The sequence below is a fragment of the Shewanella sp. ALD9 genome, from assembly GCF_002836315.1.
Taxonomy (GTDB): Bacteria; Pseudomonadota; Gammaproteobacteria; order Enterobacterales; family Shewanellaceae; genus Shewanella.
This window is the reverse complement of the sequence record NZ_PJCD01000004.1, coordinates 15,229-37,164: the sequence shown is the minus strand read 5'-3', so window position 1 is coordinate 37,164 and position 21,936 is coordinate 15,229. Positions and strand designations below refer to the sequence as shown.

Annotated in this window: 17 protein-coding genes and 5 tRNA genes; 17 read left to right on the top strand and 5 right to left on the bottom strand. The window is 39.6% G+C overall.

What is annotated here, in order from left to right; translation table 11 throughout:
• Positions 1 to 21: 21 nt before the first annotated feature.
• Entirely contained in the window at positions 22 to 2,646 is a 2,625-nt protein-coding gene (locus CXF88_RS13005; protein WP_101087260.1) for a diguanylate cyclase, read from the bottom strand.
• Positions 2,647 to 2,910: 264 nt separating this feature from the next.
• Here CXF88_RS13005 and CXF88_RS13000 point away from each other — a divergent pair.
• The 6 genes from CXF88_RS13000 to CXF88_RS12975 all read left to right on the top strand — a co-directional run bounded on the left by CXF88_RS13000 (position 2,911) and on the right by CXF88_RS12975 (position 5,035).
• Positions 2,911 to 2,987: transfer RNA gene (locus CXF88_RS13000), tRNA-Arg, on the top strand.
• Positions 2,988 to 3,038: 51 nt separating this feature from the next.
• A tRNA-His gene (locus tag CXF88_RS12995) sits at positions 3,039 to 3,114 on the top strand.
• Positions 3,115 to 3,140: 26 nt separating this feature from the next.
• A tRNA-Pro gene (locus tag CXF88_RS12990) sits at positions 3,141 to 3,217 on the top strand.
• A 73-nt stretch (positions 3,218 to 3,290) separates the two neighbouring features.
• Positions 3,291 to 3,367: transfer RNA gene (locus tag CXF88_RS12985), tRNA-Pro, on the top strand.
• A 73-nt stretch (positions 3,368 to 3,440) separates the two neighbouring features.
• Positions 3,441 to 3,517, top strand: a tRNA-Pro gene (locus CXF88_RS12980).
• Positions 3,518 to 4,516: 999 nt separating this feature from the next.
• On the top strand, positions 4,517 to 5,035 hold the full coding sequence (locus CXF88_RS12975) for a hypothetical protein (protein ID WP_101087259.1): 519 nt from the start codon (positions 4,517 to 4,519) through the stop codon (positions 5,033 to 5,035).
• 104 nt (positions 5,036 to 5,139) lie between these two features.
• Here CXF88_RS12975 and CXF88_RS12970 read toward each other — a convergent pair whose 3' ends face one another.
• Both CXF88_RS12970 and CXF88_RS12965 read right to left on the bottom strand, forming a co-directional pair.
• The gene (locus CXF88_RS12970) at positions 5,140 to 5,337 is read right to left on the bottom strand and encodes a hypothetical protein (RefSeq protein ID WP_101087258.1); all 198 of its coding nucleotides are present in this window, start codon (positions 5,335 to 5,337) and stop codon (positions 5,140 to 5,142) included.
• Positions 5,334 to 5,942: a ParA family protein gene (locus CXF88_RS12965; protein WP_157822799.1), complete on the bottom strand. Its 609-nt coding sequence runs from the start codon at positions 5,940 to 5,942 to the stop codon at positions 5,334 to 5,336. The genes CXF88_RS12970 and CXF88_RS12965 overlap by 4 nt, the downstream gene beginning before the upstream one ends.
• 207 nt (positions 5,943 to 6,149) lie before the next feature.
• On the opposite strand from CXF88_RS12965, the gene CXF88_RS12960 reads away from it, so the two are divergent.
• The 5 genes from CXF88_RS12960 to CXF88_RS21995 all read left to right on the top strand — a co-directional run bounded on the left by CXF88_RS12960 (position 6,150) and on the right by CXF88_RS21995 (position 9,296).
• Positions 6,150 to 7,325, top strand: a complete 1,176-nt coding sequence (locus CXF88_RS12960) for a site-specific integrase (RefSeq protein ID WP_101087256.1) — start codon at positions 6,150 to 6,152, stop codon at positions 7,323 to 7,325.
• A gap of 92 nt (positions 7,326 to 7,417) precedes the next feature.
• Positions 7,418 to 7,774 (top strand): hypothetical protein, encoded by a 357-nt coding sequence (locus CXF88_RS12955; RefSeq protein WP_157822798.1) that lies wholly within the window; start codon positions 7,418 to 7,420, stop codon positions 7,772 to 7,774.
• Between the two features lie 116 nt (positions 7,775 to 7,890).
• Entirely contained in the window at positions 7,891 to 8,469 is a 579-nt protein-coding gene (locus CXF88_RS12950; RefSeq protein WP_101087254.1) for a hypothetical protein, read from the top strand.
• A gap of 76 nt (positions 8,470 to 8,545) precedes the next feature.
• The gene (locus CXF88_RS12945) at positions 8,546 to 8,974 is read left to right on the top strand and encodes a DUF2787 domain-containing protein (protein ID WP_101087253.1); all 429 of its coding nucleotides are present in this window, start codon (positions 8,546 to 8,548) and stop codon (positions 8,972 to 8,974) included.
• A 169-nt stretch (positions 8,975 to 9,143) separates the two neighbouring features.
• Positions 9,144 to 9,296, top strand: coding sequence for a glycine zipper domain-containing protein (locus tag CXF88_RS21995; protein ID WP_174839621.1), 153 nt, complete (start codon positions 9,144 to 9,146; stop codon positions 9,294 to 9,296).
• Between the two features lie 256 nt (positions 9,297 to 9,552).
• On the opposite strand, the gene CXF88_RS12935 is transcribed toward CXF88_RS21995, so the two are convergent.
• Entirely contained in the window at positions 9,553 to 10,974 is a 1,422-nt protein-coding gene (locus CXF88_RS12935; protein WP_101087251.1) for a hypothetical protein, read from the bottom strand.
• A 252-nt stretch (positions 10,975 to 11,226) separates the two neighbouring features.
• On the opposite strand from CXF88_RS12935, the gene CXF88_RS12930 reads away from it, so the two are divergent.
• The 6 genes from CXF88_RS12930 to CXF88_RS12900 all read left to right on the top strand — a co-directional run bounded on the left by CXF88_RS12930 (position 11,227) and on the right by CXF88_RS12900 (position 19,491).
• The gene (locus CXF88_RS12930) at positions 11,227 to 12,426 is read left to right on the top strand and encodes a site-specific integrase (RefSeq protein ID WP_101087250.1); all 1,200 of its coding nucleotides are present in this window, start codon (positions 11,227 to 11,229) and stop codon (positions 12,424 to 12,426) included.
• Positions 12,427 to 12,711: 285 nt separating this feature from the next.
• Positions 12,712 to 12,981 carry a hypothetical protein gene (locus tag CXF88_RS12920; protein ID WP_101087248.1) on the top strand — a complete coding sequence of 90 codons (270 nt, stop codon included), beginning with the start codon at positions 12,712 to 12,714 and terminating at the stop codon, positions 12,979 to 12,981.
• An 86-nt stretch (positions 12,982 to 13,067) separates the two neighbouring features.
• A complete protein-coding gene (locus CXF88_RS12915; RefSeq protein WP_101087247.1) occupies positions 13,068 to 15,893 on the top strand; it encodes a hypothetical protein in 2,826 nt (941 codons plus the stop codon).
• A 367-nt stretch (positions 15,894 to 16,260) separates the two neighbouring features.
• Positions 16,261 to 17,385, top strand: coding sequence for a DUF3800 domain-containing protein (locus CXF88_RS12910; RefSeq protein ID WP_101087246.1), 1,125 nt, complete (start codon positions 16,261 to 16,263; stop codon positions 17,383 to 17,385).
• Between the two features lie 917 nt (positions 17,386 to 18,302).
• Entirely contained in the window at positions 18,303 to 18,887 is a 585-nt protein-coding gene (locus CXF88_RS12905; protein ID WP_101087245.1) for a hypothetical protein, read from the top strand.
• Between the two features lie 82 nt (positions 18,888 to 18,969).
• Complete coding sequence (locus CXF88_RS12900) at positions 18,970 to 19,491, top strand: hypothetical protein (protein ID WP_101087244.1); 522 nt, start codon at positions 18,970 to 18,972, stop codon at positions 19,489 to 19,491.
• A 295-nt stretch (positions 19,492 to 19,786) separates the two neighbouring features.
• Here the strand turns inward: CXF88_RS12900 and ltrA are convergent, their stop codons facing one another.
• On the bottom strand, positions 19,787 to 21,259 hold the full coding sequence (gene ltrA, locus CXF88_RS12890; protein WP_101087243.1) for a group II intron reverse transcriptase/maturase: 1,473 nt from the start codon (positions 21,257 to 21,259) through the stop codon (positions 19,787 to 19,789).
• Positions 21,260 to 21,936 lie beyond the last annotated feature (677 nt).

Genomic DNA, 21,936 nt, shown 5'->3' with positions numbered 1-21,936 from the left:
TAATTGGGTTGGACTTATTGATTAGGCACAGGCCTTATGTGGCTTTTTTTTTTCGTTAAAAAGTTTACTGATCGCTCGTCCTTGACCACGCACATAACCCAGTTCTAAAAACTGCCTTACTTGTTGTTGTGTGTCTACTGTGGTGGCGTACATATCGAAATTAAGTGTTTGTGCCGTCAGTTGGTAAGCTTTGACTAATTGTAACTGTTTGTCATTGAGTAAATGCTTACTGATGTCATCATCTAACTTTAATGCCTTAATCGGTAAAAAGCTCAGGCAACTGAGTGAACTGTAACCTGTGCCATAGCCATCGATCCCGATTTGCACGCCTAGTTGCGAGATGAGCTCGAAACCATTGATGTGGTTTTCGGTGTCTTGCACTAGTGCTTTTTCGTTAAAGAATAATATTAATTTCTCAAGATTGATGTTGCTACTTTTAATCGTTTGCTTGAGATTGCGTAACACGAATTTATTTTTGATGTGCTGGCTGCTAATGGATAGATGTAAGTATACTGACGGTCCATATTTTTGTTTAAGAAATTGATACTGTTCACTTAAGTGAGAAAAAATATAACCGTCGATATTAAGTGTGAGCTGGTATTGTGCGGCAAGACTTTTCATTTTTCCATGTTCAATTATGCCTTGTTTGGGATGGTGCCACTCAACGTGAGGTTCAATAGCAATTATTTCACCATTAGTAAAATCGACCACTTCAACGTAGTTAATTTCAAATTCTTGTTGGTCTAGAGCGTTTTTAAAATCAATTTCCAATTCATGTTGTAGCTTAGATTGTGCGCTGAGCTTGTCGTCAAAAATAACATAACAACCCTTACCATTAGCTTTAGCCTGATACATAGCAGCGTCAGCATCACGAAGTAGTGACTCGCTGGTGACTAATTTATTACGTCCACTAAATGCAATTCCGATACTGGCACCTGAGATGAACTCTTGTTTGGCTAGCTGATAGGGCATCGACAACGCTTGTAAAATACGATCACTGACCTCGATAGCATCTTCCGTGGCATTAATAGAATCCAGCAAAATAACAAATTCATCACCGCCCATTCTTGCTAGAGTGTCATTTTCACGTATACATGACTTGATACGTTGTGCGGTTTCAATTAAAAAGCGATCGCCTTCGAGATGACCAAAAGAATCATTGATCACTTTAAAGCGGTCGAGATCGATAAATAATAATGCAAACTGATCTAATCCATGCCGGCGCAAGTGTTTTAATGCTTGTGATAATCGTTCCATTAAATAGCTGCGATTGGGTAACCCTGTCAGTCCATCATGCTGAGCATCGTGTAAGAGTTGATCTTCAATCTTTCGGCGCTGATTAATTTCTTGTTGTAGATTGCTGTTCAGTTCAGCGAGTGCTCGAGTGCGTTTAACGACTTTATCTTCTAACTGCTCATGGCTATTTTTCAGTGACTCAGCCGCCAATTTACGTTCAATAGCATTGGCCATATGCTGAGACACAAACGTCAGCAACTCTAAATCTTTCAATTGATAAATATGAGCGTCACCCAAGCTATAAATCGTTAATGCGCCAGCGACATCGCCATTAATGATCAGCGGAATGCCTATCCATTGATGCATTCTATCGGTTTTGTTTAATTCTGGTGATTTTGCGTAAATCTCACCATTAGCAACCATGTCAGCGATATCTTTAGATGATAATAACCGCGGTAACTTATGTTCTAGGATGTATTCTGTTAGCCCATCCTGCATAGGACGAGAGGCTGGATATTCGGTTGTCATTTGCGAAACATAGAAAGGAAATGACAACATATTGTTATCGTTTATCAATGAGATAAAACAGTTATCAGCCGGTATTAATTGACTCATAATAGTGTGAAGTCGTAAATAAAAGTCTTGTTGGAGTACATTTGATGCAGATAAATCGGCAATTTCGAATAAGGCTTTTTGCAATTTTTCGGCTTTAACTCGTTCCGTTATCTCTTTTTTGACTTTTTCATAAGCTTGGCTGAGTTCTTTAGTGCGTTCAACAATGGCTTGTTCTAGTTGTTCATGATGCTCAAGCCGTTCCATTACCCCAGAAATATGATGGCAAATGAAACCCATTAATTCTAATTCAAGTTCACCGTAGGTATTGGCTTCGTTATAGCTTTGTACAACAAGTACACCACTGACGACATCTTGGTTCTTGATGGGTACGCCAAGCCATTGGTGACTTGGAGAGCCAAGGCTTTTAATATCGCCACTGGCGATCAATTCATTAAACTTATTATCGTCGCATAACAAAGGTGTGCCATTACGGAGCACATAACCTGTTAAACCACTATTAAGTAATGCTGATATTTCCTGGTCTGGGTAGAGTTCCGTTGGGTGAGAATCTTGTTGGTCGGCAAAAAAAGGTAAACTTGTCAGTCCGGTTTTTTGGTCTTGAGATGCAATAAAAAAGTTTTCTGCAGGGATAAGTTGCTGCAGATGTAAGTGTACTCGTTGATAAAAATCATCAAGTGAAGTGACCTGGGTCGCAATATTAGAAATACCCAGTAAAGCGTTCTGAATAGTCTCAGAACGTTTATATTTTTTAGCCAAACGCTTTAAACGAGCGATCCTTTTTTGCAGATGCTCGACTCGTGGAGAGGCTATTGAGTGACTTATTGCAGTATCCATACCCTTGTTGACCGTTATCCTATTAATTATGTGAACAAATTATTGTTGAACAATCATTATAATTACCATAAATACAAATGTGATCCAAGCTAAATTAATGTCAGTATAAAGTTAATAACTCTCGTAAATGAGTGCGAATAAGTAAGAAGTGAGCAAATAGTTAGCGTAAATGAGTCAAAAGTTAATCAGTCAGTTAAAAAAAGCAAATCAGGGCTAGACGTGACGGTGTTTTATCCCTAATATATGCGTCGCTAACCAAGGCGAGCGCCCATAGCTCAGCTGGATAGAGCGTACCCCTCCGGAGGGTAAGGCCGAAGGTTCGAATCCTTCTGGGCGCACCATTCGGCATGTACTGTTTCTGTCGCATTGGTTAGTAGAATTGAAAGTCAGTGGTGATTGTAGCTCAGTTGGTAGAGTCCCGGATTGTGATTCCGGTTGTCGTGGGTTCGAGCCCCATCAGTCACCCCATTCAATTTGTCGTTTTATGTATATTTCGGTGATTAGCGCAGCCCGGTAGCGCATCTCGTTTGGGACGAGAGGGTCAGAGGTTCGAATCCTCTATCACCGACCACATTCCCGCTTTCTTATAGCGAATTTAGCCTCAAAGTTAAATAAATATCAGACTTGTTTTCAAGTAAAAATCTCGGTGATTAGCGCAGCCCGGTAGCGCATCTCGTTTGGGACGAGAGGGTCAGAGGTTCGAATCCTCTATCACCGACCACATTCCCGCTTTCTTGTAGCGAATTTAGCCTCTAAGTTAAATAAATATCAGACTTGTTTTCAAGTAAAAATTTCGGTGATTAGCGCAGCCCGGTAGCGCATCTCGTTTGGGACGAGAGGGTCAGAGGTTCGAATCCTCTATCACCGACCAATTTAGAAAGCCCGTAACGTTTTCAAAGCGTTACGGGCTTTTTGCATTTAAGATTACCCTCTACCGTCAACAGCTTGTATTGCATTACTTCTTCTTATTAATCCTATCGCTTTTACTAAATTATTTACCATTTCATGATTAAACTCCTTTTTATAAGTAAAAATACCTTAGCCATAAACCGCTCCTGTGCATATCCTGTGCTCAGAGAACGAAAAATAACGCAAATGGGTGCTAATGAAAGTTAACGCTTTGGCTATGTGTCAGCATCGACAGTTGCAGATTAGTTGCAGTTAATTTTGGAAGTTTACGGTCTGGTTTAAGGCGTTTTTGTGAGTTGAGGGTTTTATAGCTTTATGACCAGGTGTTCATCTGTCAGTCACTTTTAAAAAAAGTAATTAATAGAGCTGTTGGTCATTATTAGATGGGCAGACTATTTCAATTAATGTTCATGTTTATGTATTATTTCAGTCGGTGTCTTTAGTCGCTTTAAGATATTGAAATGGCTGTAAAATCGGCGCACTGTTGGAATGATAGCGAAAAATGGTATGAACCGATGCCACCTTCCATTCCAAATGCTTTACCTGAGTTAAGTGCCTAGTGTCTTCAGACTTAAATACGTGTATTAATTTTTTGCTGATCTATTTTTATATTTGGAATTGTGACTTCTGTCGCGCCTAATTTACTACGCAAGTGTAGAATCCAGGTTCACAGAGGTTATCTGCTTTCATAGCCCTGCTATTCCCGATAAAAAGAACTTCGAGGAATACAGTGTTGAAATTTCGGAAATATATAATAAAAAACAGTAATACGAACTTAGGTCTATTGCCTGTTAGCTGGTTAATGATTGTTTTTCTTTTGTAATGGAAATTAAAGCGATAATGCTTTGTTCTTAACGTAGTATCATAAATTTTTATTAAAATAATGTTTTATTAAGTGTATCGGGTGTTCAGTATTTCAAGCATCGCGCATTTGATTGGATGATTTACAGGGAGTATAAAAATGAAGAAATTGTTATTACTATTAGTACCAGTATTAATGCTTATGGGTTGTGGGGGCAATACTATTGACGCTGTGAAAAGCGGGTCATTGAATCTGGATTTATCTATTACAATAGATGATGCTTTCAGCGACTATAAATATTTTGAGAGTACTAGTTGGGAAACATTTGAAAATGCCCAAAACCAAACTTTTGTACAATTTAATGGCGTTTTTGATTTAGATGAATTTGTAGGTTCTCCTATAGAAGGGTGGGGTAGAAACATTACCGACGATGATATTGAAAAATATAGGGAAAAGACTGATGTCAAGATTACTTATTTCGCACAATTCAAAATTTCAAAGTCGGATGAGTCATTTGAACTATATGCCAGTGCTATTAATTTTTCTGGAGTTAATCCCAATACAGGTGAAATTAAAAGTAAAAACAGCTCTGACGATAACTTAGCAGCACTAACATCAATTTATGGCAATAAGCCAGAATTGACGACAATGGCATTCGTGTTATCAATGATTAATTGATTTGACATGTTCAATGGTAAACAGCTGTTATTAGACTGAGATGGCTTTTCTCGGCCAATGCTTATAAAGGAAGAGATAGTTCATGGGAACTATCTCTTTTTTATTTAAGTATTCACTTCCACAAGCTCCTTAATCAAGTTCCTCACTAATTGACTCACGCAGATGTCTTTATCACGAGCATACGCTTTCAATAATTTAGACTCCTTTGGGTTCAAGTAAAAGGTATGGCGTTGTTTGGGTGCTAGTGTTTTAGGTCTGCCGCCGATGGAATCTTCTAAACTTTTTAATGTTTGTAGTTTCATGCTGGAAGCCCTAACTCAATAATTGCATTGTAAACGTCCTCATGAGCTAATCGTGATTTGTTTAATTGCCACTCTCCATGTTGATTGTGGATCTGTTTAAACCAGTCAGTTCCATCTTTTGCTACTCGAGCAAAGAGCGTTGTGGTTCTGATTGCAAATATAGGTAACTCTCCGAGGCTTTCAGTTAGATAGGTAACAGCTTCATCGAATTCTTTTTGTTTAGTGAAATGGTTGATCACAATCGCAATGGGTTTATTCATTGGCTTAATGAGCAGAACCGTTTTTATTGTCGCTTCTAAACTTCTTCTATCAGTAAAGGTGGGGATAACAATCACATCAGCAACTTGCGTCGCTTGAACCGCTTTAGGATCAAGGTGAGTTGACATAGCTCCAAAATCAAATACTACGCGATCAAGAGAGAGTAAGCCTTTAGGGATTTTACGCTTTGTATAGTCTATTTGAATCGCATTGGTGCTGGTGGTTATTAAGTCATTAGTGACATAATCTGCATCGATTTCAGCGGCTAAATTAATGGCTAGTGCAGATTTACCTACACCCCCTTTATAACTTATAAATAGTATTTTAATGGCTAAATCTTCCATCATTATTTTCCTTAGTAATTTATTAGCCTAAGCGAAGATATTTCACTTATTCTGGGCTAATTACTTGTTCATAAAAAAAGGGCGACAAAAGCACTTTTTTATCCCCCCATTAGTACTAATGGGGGGATTTAACAAAAATTGAGATAGCCGTAATTACTCAGCCAATAAATAGATATTAAGTTAGTAGATAGATTCTATTGAGGACTTAGTATGTTAAAGAAATTCAAATTCACGGATAAGGCCATCAAAGCCTTACCAGATAACCCTCGCACTTCTAATTCGACTGAATTAGAAGTGACTGATACCGTAACTCAAGGGCTTAAATGCCTGGTAGGTAAAACTGGCAGTAAACGGTTCCTCTTTCGCTATACCTACAACGGTCGTAAGCAGAGTATTAGTTTGGGTCGTTTAGGTGATATTAATGTTGCGGTAGCGCGGCAGATAGCGCAAAAGCATCGAGTTAGTTTAGGTGAAGGGATTAATCCAAAAACCGAACGCGATAGCACGGCTCACTTAACTGTTAATGAGTTTTTTACTGAGCATTACCTACCCAGCATTAAGAAACGTAAAAAAACATGGCGAGATGACCAATATAGGTATGATGTAATGATCGCCCCTCGGCTTGGTAATCTTTTCTATCGAGATTTACGCACCATAGATGTTCAGCAGCTTCACCTTGCTCTAGCAGACCAAGTTAACAAGTACGGTACTCCCTATGCTCCTGCAACCTGTAATCAAGCATTGATGTTAATGAAATCTATGACAAAGTATTCTGTCAACTTAGGTGTTATTGATGATGACGTTTGTTTGCCTGTAAAACTTTTTAGATTGAATAATGCTCGAACACGATTTTTAAATGTTTATGAAGTAAAACGACTACTGACTGCTTGTCGAGAATATTCCAATAAAACGCTTGCGGGTTACATTGCAATATTAGCCTTAACGGGTTTACGTTGTGGCGAAGTCGCGAATATAAAAGTTAAAGATATTGATGTGTCCAAGCGCGTGATACATATCCCCATCACAAAGAACGGCAAGGCTCGCAGTATTTACTTAACTGATGCCATGTTGTCGTTTATTGCTCATATTCCCCTCACCGCTGATAACCCTTATCTATTTGCAGGGAAAGCCAAAGGAAAGCCATTAGGGAGTGCGAGAAAAACCTTTATCAAATTGCTTAAGAAAGCACAGATCAACCCTGATGGTGTGTGCTTACATACTTTACGTCATTCAGCAGCATCGAATCTTGTTAGTGCTGGCGTTTCATTGCGTTTAGTGCAAGAGCAGTTGCAACATAAATCGATTCTTTCGACTCAACGGTATGCAAAATTAACCACAGAATCCATGCGAAAAACCAGTGAGAAGCTATCTGAGTTGTTTAGCTAATTCGCTGTCTATAAAAAACCACTCTAAAGCCCATTCATCTATACCTATTAAGGTTGTGATGAATGGGCTTTTTTCATTTAGGAGAATGGACCATGCAAATACTTCATTATTTACCTACCCAGCAACAATTAGCATTAAATCCTGTCGTGGCTCAATGCGTTGTTGATTTATTGCTAGAGCCCTTTGGTTCTCGAGTACAAGCGATTGAATTTTGGCGTGACTACACATCAACGATTGTCGTGTTTGATCCCGATGATGATGCCCATAAATCATTAGCCTGCCTTGATGATGTCACTCGCTATTTTATCGAACGTTCCGAACACTTGCCGGAGTTTATCGAGAGCCTGCCAGATGGCTACCAACTGTCATTAACGATTACCGATGATGAAGGCCGAGGTCTGTATCTAATAAAGCCTGCTAATTTGGACTTGAGCAAGGCTAATGACTAATAACCCTTTAGTACGGATCAGTTGTCATACAGGTTTACCTTTAATTCTTCGGCCTAAGCGCCGTATTTATAACTACAAATAACCCATTAATCCGATTAAAAAACAGGAAATAAATCATGAATACGAAAACAGTAAAGCACACTAAAGGTGGCACAGGTGAAAACGTCAATATCGACGCAAAAATTGGTAATGTTACGGGTAAGAAAGAAGTGGCAAACCCTGAAAATAAGATAGATGGAGCTAGCCTAAAAGCGGCAGAAAGTACTGTTGATGTAGATATGCAGTACAAAACAATACTTGTTGGTCTAGCCCCAAAACTATCACCTAAATCTACTGGTCTTATTGGCTATGAGGTGGCGTTGAATGAAGATGATCAGAGCCTGTATATTCGTCTAACAAGTAATGATTCTGGTGGTTTATTTAGTAAAGAGTGGGTTGGTTTAGACAAAATATATATGCTCCTTGAGGGGCTTGCTGGTAAGAAGCCATTTAGATCCTCTACGTTTAAAACTGTCATCAAAGGTGGCTCGGCTAACAATGTGAGCTTCTTATCAGCGGTTTTGCGTTGTGAAGGGATCGCCTTAATAGTGCAATCCAATAGAAACCAGTTCCTGCATGTAGTTCACACTGATTGGGCTAAACACAGAGATGATTTGTCTAAGTTAACGCCATTGCCAACGGTCTCGCAAAAATAATTTTCCCCGAATAATCAGCGTTCATACGCGGCGTTAACGCTAACTCCCCTACACAAATTCAAATTAGGAAAACATAATGAAACTGACTTTTAACCCAAGCCAGTGCTTTCGTGTGCCCGAAGCGCTCTACAGCATATTCAACAACGAACTATCCAAGGTAACGGTTCTGCAGGAAGAGATAACAGGTATAACCTTTAATTTTAGAGATCCTGGTTACTCAGCAGATGATGGCGGTTACCACCCCGTGGAAATTCGCGTCATCAAATCCACCAGTAACAATGGTCAATGGGGTTTTGAATATATCACCGACTTTAGCTTTCAAGGACAACCTTATCCTGAGCTAGTTAAAGAGATCGATATATGTTTTATCACACAGCAGGTTTATACCTTATACGGTGGTTATTTAGAAAAAGAAGATGGAAATGAGCTTATCGAACTATTACTGACTAACTTCATCAGCTATGTAGAGATGGAAATATTCAGCGTAAAAATCTCGTTTGATTGAGCAGAAGTGCCTTTTATAGACAGGGGTAGGTTTAAGAAAAATCAGAATCAAAATATGCCAGTCATTACACCAAGGAAATGGTGGTGTGATGGCTTGCTTACCTCAAGTCAATCTAACTGAAAGCCGGATTAATCATTCGGCGAGCAGTATAACAGCGGAGAAATGGACAATGAGCAACACAAATTCAGACAATGGTGTGCTTTCAAATGGCGCAGTAAAAGGTGCAACCACAGGTATTTTAATTGGCGCAAGATTTGGCCCACAGGGTATGGCTGTTGGGGCTATTATTGGTGGTGTTGTTGGGTTTGTTATGGATGATTAATCATTAATTTAAAAAATGGGCAGGTAGGGCGAGCTCATTTTTTTTTCTGTTCAGTGCGCTAAAAAATAGAATTTTAATAGCTTGGACTGTGCTGGCTATCCCATATTTGTTTTTACCTCTTGTACGCAAGCAGAGGTTAGTGCGAAGTGGGGATTCTATGATTAGTTAATTTAATCATGAAGTTAATACAGTATGTAATTTCTCTATTGGGGAATAGAGAATAATTACATTTTCAATTTAGATTGGAGTGGGTGGCTTATTCTGAAATGGTGAGCATATGCTTATTTTTTTTGTATGTATTATTATCGAGTGGACTGGCTTGGGAGGATTCATTTATATACGAAAGCCAGGCTTTGAGTTGTTTTGTGAAAGCATTCTTTGAAAATGTTGTCTGGGTGCCTTGTGTAAATGGCAGGATGAAAGCGCTGGTTGAGTTTTTATGGGCCAATTCGAATGTTTTATTTTCTGGTAATTTCTCACCTACGCAAATGCTTTGAGCATCGAAATCCCAATTATTTTCTTGATTACCCGCTTTAGGGGGGGCGATTGTTTTATCGGTATGCTCTTCACTCATAGTCGTAGCTGAAAGCTTTAAATATGAAACCCATGAGCGGTTATGTGCCCCATCAGAGAATGAAAGTTGGAACTTTAATTTGTCGTTTTGCTTTATAAATTTTAAGTTATGTACGATTTTTTTAATGTTGATGGGTAGGTAATCATTTTCTGCCGCTTTGTTGGTTTCTAAGGCATGTAATTCATTTTTATCGACGAGCTCTTCTGAATGTAAGCGGATGAAACTCAATTTTGAGTATGGGCAATAAATCCAAATCGCTAGCCTGTATATATGGACCTTTATTTCAGGCGAAGCGTATTTAAAGAGCAATGTTTGAATTTGTAAGTGCTCTGTTGTTTGAGGGTGAATGTTGGGAGTGTTATTAGTTTTTAATAGTGCATTTTTAACCCTCTCTGCTTTATTAGGTAGGTGACTTAATTTTGTATAGTGATCATGAGCGAGTAGCTTTTTCGTCGTATCTTTCAGTTTTGGCATGAGAGGGATTAAGCTGTCGAATAGCTTATTTCCGTCTGATTTTATTAAGTATTTTACTTGGCTTAGAAGGAGGGTATTTCTACATAGCCACGTTGTGATTGATTTAGCGTATTCATCTTCTTTGGCTTTATTCCTCGATTGTAGAATAATTCTATCAAGTGTTGGTGCCGTTTTTGCCTGACTAACTCGTTTCAAATTCAAGTGGTTATCATTGAATTTGAATTGAGTGTATTTATCATTTTGAGATGTGGTTATTGGTATTAATTGGTAAAACTCTGCCTCTGGTTTCTTGTACACAACTCCTATCGAGCATTCTGATTTGGTGGCATCGTTATTTATTATTACGTATTTCCATCCGTGTAAAACCCTTCTGTATTTTTTTAATTCCCGTGAAACACTTGGTTGACTTGGTACTGGAGTGGTTATTCCAAGTTGCTTGAAGAATAGATCTAATACTTGTCGTGCGTCACTTTGAGATAATTCAAAGCGTTGCATCAGATAAGCAATTATGGTGAAAGTATTCTGGCTGTAGTTGATATGGTTTTTCCTGTGTGCACTTGGAGTTTGGTCAATCCATATATTTTGATTACTGCTTTTGAAACAGAAAATCGCCTCTTTTTTATCACTCATTTCGCCACACCATTCAATTTAGAATAAATATCATTTATTTATAGTAATTTAATTCAAATTAGCTGTGAATGTTTTTTTCTAATAATTGTTGTTTTAGTTCTTTATTTTCAACTTAATAGCTTGATTAATGCAACTGACTTTAAGGGTGCTTAGTAGTCATTTTCTCCGTTAATCCCCGATTCTAACTATTCATAAAAACATAGATATTCGTCTCGTCGATTGGACGAAACATTGTTAAGTAGGGCGGGCCGTATGATTATTCCTCCATTAAAAATGAACCTTGAAGGTTTTAAAACGCTAAATGAATTACACAAAGTATTGGGAGGGCAGAATAAGGTTATTAAATTTACAGATAGCCCTATAGCTATAGCCATCATGAGACAAAAAAAGGTGGCATTGGGGTATCAATTCAATTACCAGACTGAGCGAAAGCAGAAAATTTTAGGGGATACACAGAGCCTACGGCCTCGTGATTTTTCCGCTCGAACGGCTGGGGTCTATTCGGATATGGTTAATAACAATAATAATCATATCAACGCCATGACTCTTAAGGGGTTTTATGATGATTTTGTTGTTCCTTATGCTGAAAATAATCTAAAAGATGCTAAAGGTTTTATGCAGCGGCATAAGCCCTTAATTGAAACATATGGGGGTGAGAAACTTGCGGATTTTAAAAAATATTTGATATCTCAGCTACTAACCGAATTGGCTAATAGGGTCAGTCCTCCCACTTGTGCGAGATATCTTGCTGCTTGGAGTAAGTTTTTTAATCTTGCTGTTAGCTATGACTTTATCGAGTCCAACCCCTGTAAAGGTATCCCCAGACCGCGAGAAAATCCGCCACGGGATCGTGTTCTATCTCCCTCTGAGGTTAAAGCACTAGTTGACGCTGCGTTATCTGATATTAATCCAGTGCATGCCTATAGCCTTTTATTTTGTTTATTTAGTGGGTTAAGGCAGGGCAATGTCATTAGTCTTCGATTGTGTTGGTTTAATGAAAACTATTCAATGCTTTCGATTCCTGATTCGAAGTCTGGGAAACCTATTTATATGGCTTTGAATAGTGCGCTTCAATCTTTGATCAAGCATTTATTGCCATATTCCGATGGGACTTATTTATTTCCATCTTCGCTAAGTACTCCCTCTAACCCTAAACCGATGGGGAAACCCGCTAAGTGCTTGGCAAGATTAGTTGAGCGTGTTCAGGCTGAAACGGGCATTACTGAGCACTTTCATTGCCATGATCTTCGCAGGACACATGCCAGCCAAATGTTGAGAGTTAGTGGTGACATTCGATTATGCCAGCAGGCTCTTGGGCATGCTGATATTAAAACTACGCAACGTTATGCCTACCACAGTAACCCTGAATTGCTCGCTGCCAGTGAGCAAACCGTGACTGCTTTACTAGGTGGTTGTGAACTTGAATTGTTTAACCCAGTTACGGAGAGATGAGCATGTTAGAAAAACGCGCAATAACCATTCCAGAATTCGCCAGCTTGTACGGGCTTAACCCGAAGACCGTGCAAGTCGATGTGACTCGTTCACCCCACAAGCTGCCTAGGGTGACACGTATTGGTCGGACAATACGTTTCACCCTCCGAGCTATCGAGGAATGGGAGGTGGCTATGACCGAGAGCTAAGGCGTTTCGTTTACGAGTAACACCCTTGAGGAGGGGCTTTTAAATTAATTCTATTGCTGGTGATTTCGCCAGCCCAAATGACTAAAAGAGGTTCCATATGAAATATTTAGCAATAATTCCCGGTTCGAAAATGATTAATGGCTCGCTTATTGATGTGGTTGATCACATTGAAAATAAAGGCGTAATCCTTAAAGATCGCTACGGTAAAGTAACTACTTTTATTAAAGTAGAGTGTAACGAATTAGCCGAGCATTATGCCTCAGAGTTATCGACATTTGTTATGGCTTGTGCTGATAAGAAGCCCTATAAAATGAATTTTGACATGCCTGATGTAAAACAAGTAGTAGCCGCTAAAAAAAGCAGCTAACCATCCCGATTTATCCCCTCCTCTGTTGATTTCCCCGAGGCCTGATTTTTTCAGGCTTTTTTTTCTTTTTATTTTGGTGATTAATTATGGCTATTAAATATAGTGTGGAAGACTTTATACCCGCAGAGCACGGTTTGACTGCTGATGAAGTGGATGGCTCTGACATTTTGAAAGACATTAAGCGGAATATTGATCTTGGAATTGAGGAGGCCACCTCAGACCCTGATAAGGCACTGCAAGGGCGTGGTGAGCCCACTCATGCTGGTTTTGACCCCGAATACGAGTTTAATCCAGAGACATTAGAAAATGATATTGTACTGTATGGTTTTTATTTAATTGGTGTTAATAAGGTATTGAAAGGATGCATAAGGCCTGATGGTTTTGGTCGTAAGTACCGTTGGTCGTTTAAAAAACTATTTGGAAATATTCTACACATTGCTAAACGTGAAGGTGTGATTAGTGATTACCCTTCTGTCATGTTTATTTACTCACATTTTATCCGTGCAGATGTTTCTTCTTGGTCTGACTTTTGGAATTTCTCTCATAAAGTAAAAGGCGTTGCCGGAACTATAACTGGTCCACTTGTTCGTGGTAAAGAGTATGGTGACGGGCAGTTATCTCAACTTCAAAATGGGTGGGGGATGGGTAATGATGGGAAGCGTTTTTACAGGCCTGAGCCTATTATGCTTTCTGATTGTGGCCGCAGAACCTTTACTACTTATATCAACTTTGTCGATACCATCGCTTTGGTGCCAGGACGTAAAGGGTTGGATTTTATTGGCAAAATGTTAGGGGCTGCCAAAGGTGTGTTACCTGAAGGTCATCATATTTCACGGTATAAGGATTTTGATAAAGCTGAGCCCTTGCTTTCTGAGGAGTATTGCCTTCAAGACGCAATGTTGACGGTTATTTACGGTTTACGCATTCAGCAGTTTTGCCTGCAAACATTGGGCTTGCGTAAAGTGCCAACCACTATTGGTGGTATTGCAGTTGCGTTATTCAAAAAGTTAATTGGGGATAGGGATTATTTCAATGAGGTTTTTGGGATTCGCTATATCAAGTCCCAGCAGTGGGATGGTTTGAGTCAGCGCGTTAAGAAAAGACTTAGAAAAGCCGAAACGGTTTCCAGAAGGTACCACTCTCAGTTTTTTATTGACGGTTTCTCGGGAGGGTTGAATATTTCATGTTATTTTGGTCCCACCGAATTAGGCGAATTTAATGATTTTGACCTTGTTTCTGCCTATGTCATCTCTATGTTATCCATTCACCCGCTAGATTATTCTGCCTGTTTTGAGACTAAAAACCCTGCAGATTTTATTGGTGAGTTAGGTGTCGCGCATATTACGTTTAAATTCTCTGAAGCGACTATTCAACCTTGCTTTGCTGTTCGCACCGAAACGTATGGCCTTGTCTTTCCTTTAGAGGGGGAGTGTTATACAACTGCTCCTGAAATAGAGAATGCCTTGAGCATGGGGGCTGAAATTATCATTAATCATGGAGTGATTGTCCCTCAAAAACGGAACGAGCCTAGAATCTTTGAAAGCTTTGTTCGCTGGGTGAGAGAAAACCGAACCGCGTATGATAATAATGGCGAGACATTACTTGCTGAATTCGTCAAGGCCATTGGGAATACGCTTTTTGGTAAAACAGCGACATTAAAGCCGAGCAATTTTTTTGATACCGAAACAGGTGGTAGTAAGCAGTCAACTCCGTCTGCTATCGCTAATCCTTATATTGCCTCTCATATTACTGGTTTTGTGCGTGCCACCTTGAGTGAGCTCATGAATAATTCAGATAAGAAGGGGTGTTTGGTCATTAGCGGGACCACCGATGGTTACCTAACTGATGATGCCGAAATTGATTTGTCAGGTCCAATGTGCAAGCAATATCAAGCTCTATGCGACTTAGTTGACGGTGAAAGTAGTGTTCCGGGCTCAATGCTAAAACGTAAGCATTGGGTAAAGCAGGTACTGTCTTTGAAGACGCGGGCACAGTTGACAGGTGAAATCGCTGAGGATAGAGCGGCTGAGGCAGATAAAAAAATTGTACTGGCGAAAGGGAGCGTTAAACTGCCGAAAGTGTGGGATGGGGTGAAGTTGGATAATGATGTTATCAAAAACGATTACATGCTGGATTTGACGTTAAACCGTCAACCTGGTCAAAAAGTTGATAGCAGTCATTTTATCTCAATGCGTGAACAGTGGTATACGCAGTCAGACCTAATCATGATTCAAAAACAAGTGCTACTTAATCTTGAATATGACATGAAAAGAAAGCCCGTAAACCCTCGCATGATGCCCATTCGCGATACCGAACACCTAGCCTTTGATACGGTGCCATGGCAGACAGTAGAAGACATGGAGTTCGCCCGCTCTATATTTGATGGATGGCGTAAACCTACGTATCCGAAGAAAAGGGAAGGTCAGACGGAATATACGCCGGAAGAGGTCGCTAAAGCGATTAGTTTAGCTAACTGCCTCAAAACCATGGATGACTACTATCGGTTCGAAGACTTCTATTTATGTCATCTGTCAGCTGAAACTAAAAAAGGCATTAACGTTCAGCAAGGTGGTTCGGTTTGTATGTTGAAGCGTTTGTTTTTAATTGCCTATAAAAAGGGAAAATGGGGGCTAGATTCGCAATCAGAATCACCTTCTTTAACACAGGCAGAAGTCGCAGAGTGGTTGACTGAGGGCGGTTACCCAACAACTGTTGATGATGTGTCGTATGGTGGTCGTAAAGGCGTTAGATTAGTCTCAAATGCTGTTCCTGTTACTCAGTACAGTTTAAAGCTATTAGTCTTGATACAGAGCCGATATCCAAGCTTTGAATATTTACATGTGTTTTCACGACACATTGCCTCTGATGTTATCAATGAGCCTATAGCCGTTGAAATTCAGGCTAGTCAGTAAAAAGTTTATGCTGAGCATGGATGCTCGGCATATTTCAACATCTCCTCTTACGCATATTTATTGTCTTGCGCATTCCTCGAATTGATAAATCTCTTATAAAATAAACATTTATGGTGCAATGTATTTTCTCTATTGGGGAATAGAGAATAATTACATTCGAAGAAGTGCGTGATAAGGTTATTATAATTGTTTGTATTCTAGGAGAGCGTTGTCAAATGGTGAGGAATAGTAGCCAATTAGAATTAGCTGATGCTTTGCGTGGATACGAAGCTAATAGAGTAACCTTTTCAACAGATATGGTTGCCGAGCGTACAAACTATACTAGAAATTCGATCAACAGATAATGTAGTTGCATCAGGGAGGTTCAATGTATTTTTATATAGATGAAAGTGGTCAAACGGGGCTAGAACTATTTGATGATAATCAACCTTTCCTATACTACGGTGTTTTAAGTTCAGAATTTAATTTAGATGAACTCAGTTTGCCTCATGTAGAGAAGCTTAGAAATAATCTGGGAGTTGAAAGGCTACATGCCGCAGAATTAGGCAATGGCAGACTTGTGACAATCGTAGATGATTTGGTTGCACTCAAAGAAAAATACAATTTATCTTTTGATTTTTATCGAATAACTAAAAAAGACCATGCTGCTCTATGCTTTTTTGATCAGGTTTTTGACCAAGGCAATAATCCAGCTGTACCTTGGAACGCTTATTGGACACCACTAAGGTATGTTTTAGTTTCTAAAGTAAGTTTGTTATTTGATGAGGTGTTATTAAAAAAGTCTTGGAAAGCACGGATTGCAATTAATAAAAATTTTGCTGAAAAAGAGCTGGTTGAAGTATGCCAAAAATTACTTAGTAGAGTTCATCGATTGCCCGATGAGCGATCTATTGAGATCATTACTGATGCGTTAAATTGGGCAATCAAAAACCCGAGTAAAATATATTATCACGCCTCTTCAAAAGACGAGAGGCTTCAGATATCTCCAAACCTAATTGGATTTCAGTCGGTAATGCATGGTATTGCCACCCGACTAGAAAATACAAAGTCAGAGGCTACAAAAGTGGTCGTGGATCGTCAAGCTGAATTTAATAAAGCCCAGGAATGGATTTCTGACCTATATCGAAACACCAAAAAGTTAGATGAACCTGCGGGGTTTGGTCCTGGGATGCCAGCAATGGATTTAAGGCATATCCCGTCAGTGCGAATCGAGTGCACTCCAGGTACTGAAAGTGCGGGGTTAGAGATCGTTGATATTTATATTTGGATTTTCAAACGACAAATGGAAGGTAAACCGCTAGCTACTGAGCTATATCCTTTGATTCGCGGGCAAGCGAATGGCATGTTTAATGAAGTTTCTTTACAAGCCTTAGAGGAACGCTGGGGGAAATGGTTTAAAGAATTACCAGAACCAACACCAGAACAAATAGGAAAAGGAAAGGATTTATTGCGTATCGATGAACAAAGAAGAAAAAAAGCATTGTTAATCTGAAACTTAACTAGCTAATTAACTGGACGTATAATTGTTTCCATCGTTTTTTGTAAAAAGGAAAAAGGCGTAAAAAAACGACGCCAACCTACGTGCTAATTATTAAGGCGTTAATCTAAATTCCCCATACTCATCATAATGCGAATAGTGAGTGTTAGAGCTTAGGCATTAAAAACGCTTCTGTCCAAAAATGTGCCACGGTGGTTAAATCATTTATGTCCCATTATATGTCGTTGCTCTTTTAGCTTAATCAAACATTTACGCACTCATTATCATACAAATTCTCACCTATTAACTCGGGGTTTACTAATCAAAAAAGCTACTAGAAAAGGTATAGATATACAAGTTTTTAGTAGCTCCGTTTAGCATTTTTAAGCCAAAATTGGTGCGCCTTAGTTCGAATCTAAAGTTATAAAATATTTAATTTAATTATTTATGAGATCTTGGTTAACTAATTGGTTTAAAACAGGCACTGGAGCGTTTTTCCGTATAGTGTATTTAATGAAAAGCTGATAAGTTATTTACGATACAAATAGTTAATTGTGCTTATTTTCATTCCTCTCCTGAGGAAAAACGCTGATACGGACTAATGAGCTGTTGATCTAAGCCGCTGCGCGGAGCCAACAGCGGCTTTATTGAGTGTATAACCATCATTGAATCAGCCAAGCTTAATGATGCATGATATTAAAATACGATGAAATGGAATTTCAATGAAAAACTTACCTGCTACTCAATATCAATTGACTCAAAACTGCTCTGCAGCCCAGAACCTGCATCAAAAAGCAAATTCCCATAGCATAAACTATATCGATTAATATGGATGTGGCATCAGCCAAGTTCAACAAGCGATTTATGCCCTGCAAACAGCGCAACGCATAAATACTAAAACGTTATGTGTTAAATAACACTGAGGGAGACATATGAGAAAATTAATTATCATCGCGTCACTAGGATTATGCGTAAATTCTGCATTGGCTGCAGGGCCATTTGGATTAGACATGGGAATGTCAGTTAATAGTATTGATAAAAATGCTAAACAAGCTGCTCCGTATGTTTATTTGACAACAAATGTTCCCAAACCCCATTCAGCCTTTGCAGATTACGCGATAAAGGCAGCGCCAGAGACGGGATTGTGCTGGTTAAAAGCAATTGGGAAGGATATTTCAACAAGCTCATACGGTATTGAGCTTCAATCAGCCTTCTCTGAAATGAGTGATAAGTTAACAAAAATATACGGAAAAAGTGAAACAACAGATTTTCTTATGCCTGGTAGCATTTGGAAAGATCCAAATGATTTTATGATGGCAATGCTCAAAAAAGAACGATTTTTAATGGCCGTATGGGAAAAAGAAAAAGGTTCAAAATTAGATGGTAATTTGGCACAGGTTGCACTTGTTGCAAGTGCTGCTGGTAGAGACAAGGGGTATATTTCACTTGAATACTCATTCTCGAATAAAGAAGACTGCGATGCAGAAATAGCTGCTCAAGAAGATGATGCTTTATAAAACACATAATAAATCAAGCCATGGGACGCCGTAAAGCTGCGCCCCGGCTTGAAGCGTTAGCTCCCTCAAGGAAGATAATATTATGCGCAAAATTTCAATCATATTTGTTTTAGTCGTTTTATCTCTTGGTCTGTGGAACTACTTTACTCTTCAAAAAAATGTTTCTGACCTCATCAAATCTGATGATAGAAATGAAGGTATTAGTGTTATTGTGCATTTTGAATGGTTTGTAAATCCAAGTGTTATAGTTTTTGATATTCGCGATGTTGAATCTAATAAAAGCCTAATGGATGTTTCTAGAGTCTTATTGCAGTTATCGGAAAAATTGAAAGACAGCGACTATCAAAAAGTTATTCTGTCATTTAAAGGTCGTTCTAAATTTTTGCTTGAAGGAGCTTTTTTTAAAGAAACTGGCATGGAGTATGGAATTCAAAATCCAGTTTATACTCTCAGAAGTTTACCTCAAAACGTATACAATCTGGATGGTACAAAAGCTTTTCCAACTTGGACAGGTGGATTGATAGGCGTACTTGGTAAGCAAATGGAAGACTTAACTGCGTTTCACGAACAGTGGTATATATTTGAGCTAGCCTCCGGCAGATAACAAGTTACTTACAAAGGACGCAAAACGTTTGGCTTTGCTCCTTCGTCGTTAAGTTTGTCCAAGCTTTTTACGCCTAATTAGTAGGCGTTAATCCATAGAAATTTGAATTCGAAGGTCAAAAGTCAGTGTATTTGCAGTAACTCGGTAATGTCCATTTTCAAGTTAGCATGGACAACACATTTCTGTCGGATAGACGACACTTGTTACCAAGTGCCGCCCTCCTAAGAACCCAGCGTGCAACTTTCACTGCACTAGGCTCAAGCCTCCACAAAGGTATCGTTAGATACCCAGCAACTTATAAAGCAGTGAGAGCTGATTCATTCCAAGAGTTACGAGCTTGCCTTTTCGATTTTCTCCTAACCAAGTATTCTAGGTACTGAGGGTCGAATGGTATAGCCGCACTTCGGATTTTCACGTGTCTCTCAATAGGCACCTTGGCTATTTGGAATAGATTAAATTGGCAATCCATATCCTTGACCTTCTGCCAACCGTGAAATTGCCATTGGCCTTTTCGGTTGATGAAGTATTTAAGGGCTATCCAAGTCTTAGATTTTGTTGGATGGCGCCTTACTGCCCAGTGCCATAACGTATAGAATAGTTTGTGCCCAACATACCCGAATACTTGCTTAGCAACGCAATGACGATAATAATTCGCCCAACCCCTTAGTTTTGGATTTATCAGTTTGATAAGATCGTTAACAGGGATGGTTGCGTGCTTTTTGATGAGTTCGCGCAGGTTACTCAAGAACAACAAGGTATTGGACTTGCTCGGTTTGATGAGCAATTTTCCTTTGTACTTCCTATGATTGAACCCTAAGAAGTCAAAACCCTTGTTGATGTGGGTAATGTGCGTTTTCTCTTCGGAGAGTGTTAAGCCTCTTTCCGCCAAGAAGTCAGCGATCAACGGTTTGATATCGTTCTCGAGCACTTCCTTTGAAGCGCAGGTGACGACGAAATCGTCGGCGTATCCAATAAAGTTGGCTCTAGCACCCTTTTTGAGTGCTGTAGACTTTATGCGCTGTTCAAGTCCAGCAAGAGTCATTAGCATCAAGGTTGGGGATATAACCCCTCCTTGTGGCGTGCCCTCATCAGTACGATAAAACAACCCTTTATCCATAAAACCAGACTTTAACCATTGTTCCAACATTCGTTTATCTATGGCGATGTTATCAACAAGCCATTGATGCCCGATTTTGTCGAAGCAGGATTTGATATCTCCCTCAAGAACCCATTGCGCTGATCTCTTTAGAGCCAAGCATTTGAAGCACTGATCGACTGCGTCGGCAGTGCTACGATTTGGTCTAAATCCATAGCTGTTTGGGTCAGCAAGCGTCTCCGATATAGGCTCTAATGCAAGAAGGTGGAGCGCTTGTTGTGCTCTGTCTATCATGCATGGGATACCAAGAGGTCTAAGTTTGCCATTCTTTTTGGGGATATAGATACGCTTGAGTGGTTTGGCTTGATATGCCTTCCTGCTCAATTGATTTACTGCTTTCATGCGGCGTGCATCCGTGTTCCAGATGACACCATCTATTCCAGGCGTTCTACTGCCTTTGTTTTTTGATACTCGTTTAACAGCAAGAAGTTTTGCTGAACGCGAGTGAGTCAGTATCCATTGCAACGCTTTCGCCTTACCGTGTTTACCTTCTCGTGTTGCCTTTGCAATACGCATCTGAAGCTTTAATACATGCGGTTCAACGGATTTCCAGTCTATGGACTGCCATTGTTCGCCGTCAGGAGAGGCACTAATCTCTGTTGAAATCATCATTTGCGTTTCTCCTTGAATAAAGTTCTTCAAATTATCTTGCAACGGGAGACCAGTCGGAAGTGGGCTCACTTTCGTGACCAGACACAAGTCTGTATCTGCATCGTTACAATGCAGCCTTTGCTTTTTCCAACCTCCTATACCTGCACCGCTATCGGCCATATCGGCTTTCCCAAAGGGAGCAATACAGGCTTACCGTGTTCCGTATGTCGCGCAATGTCAGGGTAGATGCCCGCTATAGTGCGAAGAGTTATATTGACCACGAAAGAGCATGGGGCAATCTCTTTCCAACTCTCATTGCCTTTTGGCCACAGCGTATAAACCACTTCCGCTGTTTCATCGTATAACGCACCTTACGCGGATTTACATATGTTCATCATACTGACTACCTAGCACTCACCCAATTTGTGGTTATCAGGAGGATCGTTCTCTCACGATTCAGATCCCGATTGGTCTATAACCAATCTTCATTACATTGTCAGAGCCGCTACTTTATTCAGGCTCCTAGGTTCATCTGGTGATACAGATGGTTCACTCAAAAGCGGTGAACAGCGCTTCATACGACCTCACGTCGCACGCCCCATTACGAGTTAGTAAGGAGTACAGAAAAAAAGCAATAATCGGTCAATGAAAAAAGATTAAATACGATAAAATTCACCTTAAAAAGGTGTAATCAGAGC

Coding starts and splice junctions, on each gene's coding strand:
- CXF88_RS13005 (WP_101087260.1), bottom strand. CDS start 2,646: ATGGATACTGCAATAAGTCACTCAATAGCCTCTCCACGAGTCGAGCAT.
- CXF88_RS12905 (WP_101087245.1), top strand. CDS start 18,303: ATGAGAAAATTAATTATCATCGCGTCACTAGGATTATGCGTAAATTCT.
- CXF88_RS12930 (WP_101087250.1), top strand. CDS start 11,227: ATGATTATTCCTCCATTAAAAATGAACCTTGAAGGTTTTAAAACGCTA.
- CXF88_RS12965 (WP_157822799.1), bottom strand. CDS start 5,942: ATGATGGAAGATTTAGCCATTAAAATACTATTTATAAGTTATAAAGGG.
- CXF88_RS12910 (WP_101087246.1), top strand. CDS start 16,261: ATGTATTTTTATATAGATGAAAGTGGTCAAACGGGGCTAGAACTATTT.
- CXF88_RS12975 (WP_101087259.1), top strand. CDS start 4,517: ATGAAGAAATTGTTATTACTATTAGTACCAGTATTAATGCTTATGGGT.
- CXF88_RS12920 (WP_101087248.1), top strand. CDS start 12,712: ATGAAATATTTAGCAATAATTCCCGGTTCGAAAATGATTAATGGCTCG.
- ltrA (WP_101087243.1), bottom strand. CDS start 21,259: ATGATGATTTCAACAGAGATTAGTGCCTCTCCTGACGGCGAACAATGG.
- CXF88_RS12935 (WP_101087251.1), bottom strand. CDS start 10,974: ATGAGTGATAAAAAAGAGGCGATTTTCTGTTTCAAAAGCAGTAATCAA.
- CXF88_RS12915 (WP_101087247.1), top strand. CDS start 13,068: ATGGCTATTAAATATAGTGTGGAAGACTTTATACCCGCAGAGCACGGT.
- CXF88_RS21995 (WP_174839621.1), top strand. CDS start 9,144: ATGAGCAACACAAATTCAGACAATGGTGTGCTTTCAAATGGCGCAGTA.
- CXF88_RS12945 (WP_101087253.1), top strand. CDS start 8,546: ATGAAACTGACTTTTAACCCAAGCCAGTGCTTTCGTGTGCCCGAAGCG.
- CXF88_RS12960 (WP_101087256.1), top strand. CDS start 6,150: ATGTTAAAGAAATTCAAATTCACGGATAAGGCCATCAAAGCCTTACCA.
- CXF88_RS12955 (WP_157822798.1), top strand. CDS start 7,418: ATGCAAATACTTCATTATTTACCTACCCAGCAACAATTAGCATTAAAT.
- CXF88_RS12900 (WP_101087244.1), top strand. CDS start 18,970: ATGCGCAAAATTTCAATCATATTTGTTTTAGTCGTTTTATCTCTTGGT.
- CXF88_RS12970 (WP_101087258.1), bottom strand. CDS start 5,337: ATGAAACTACAAACATTAAAAAGTTTAGAAGATTCCATCGGCGGCAGA.
- CXF88_RS12950 (WP_101087254.1), top strand. CDS start 7,891: ATGAATACGAAAACAGTAAAGCACACTAAAGGTGGCACAGGTGAAAAC.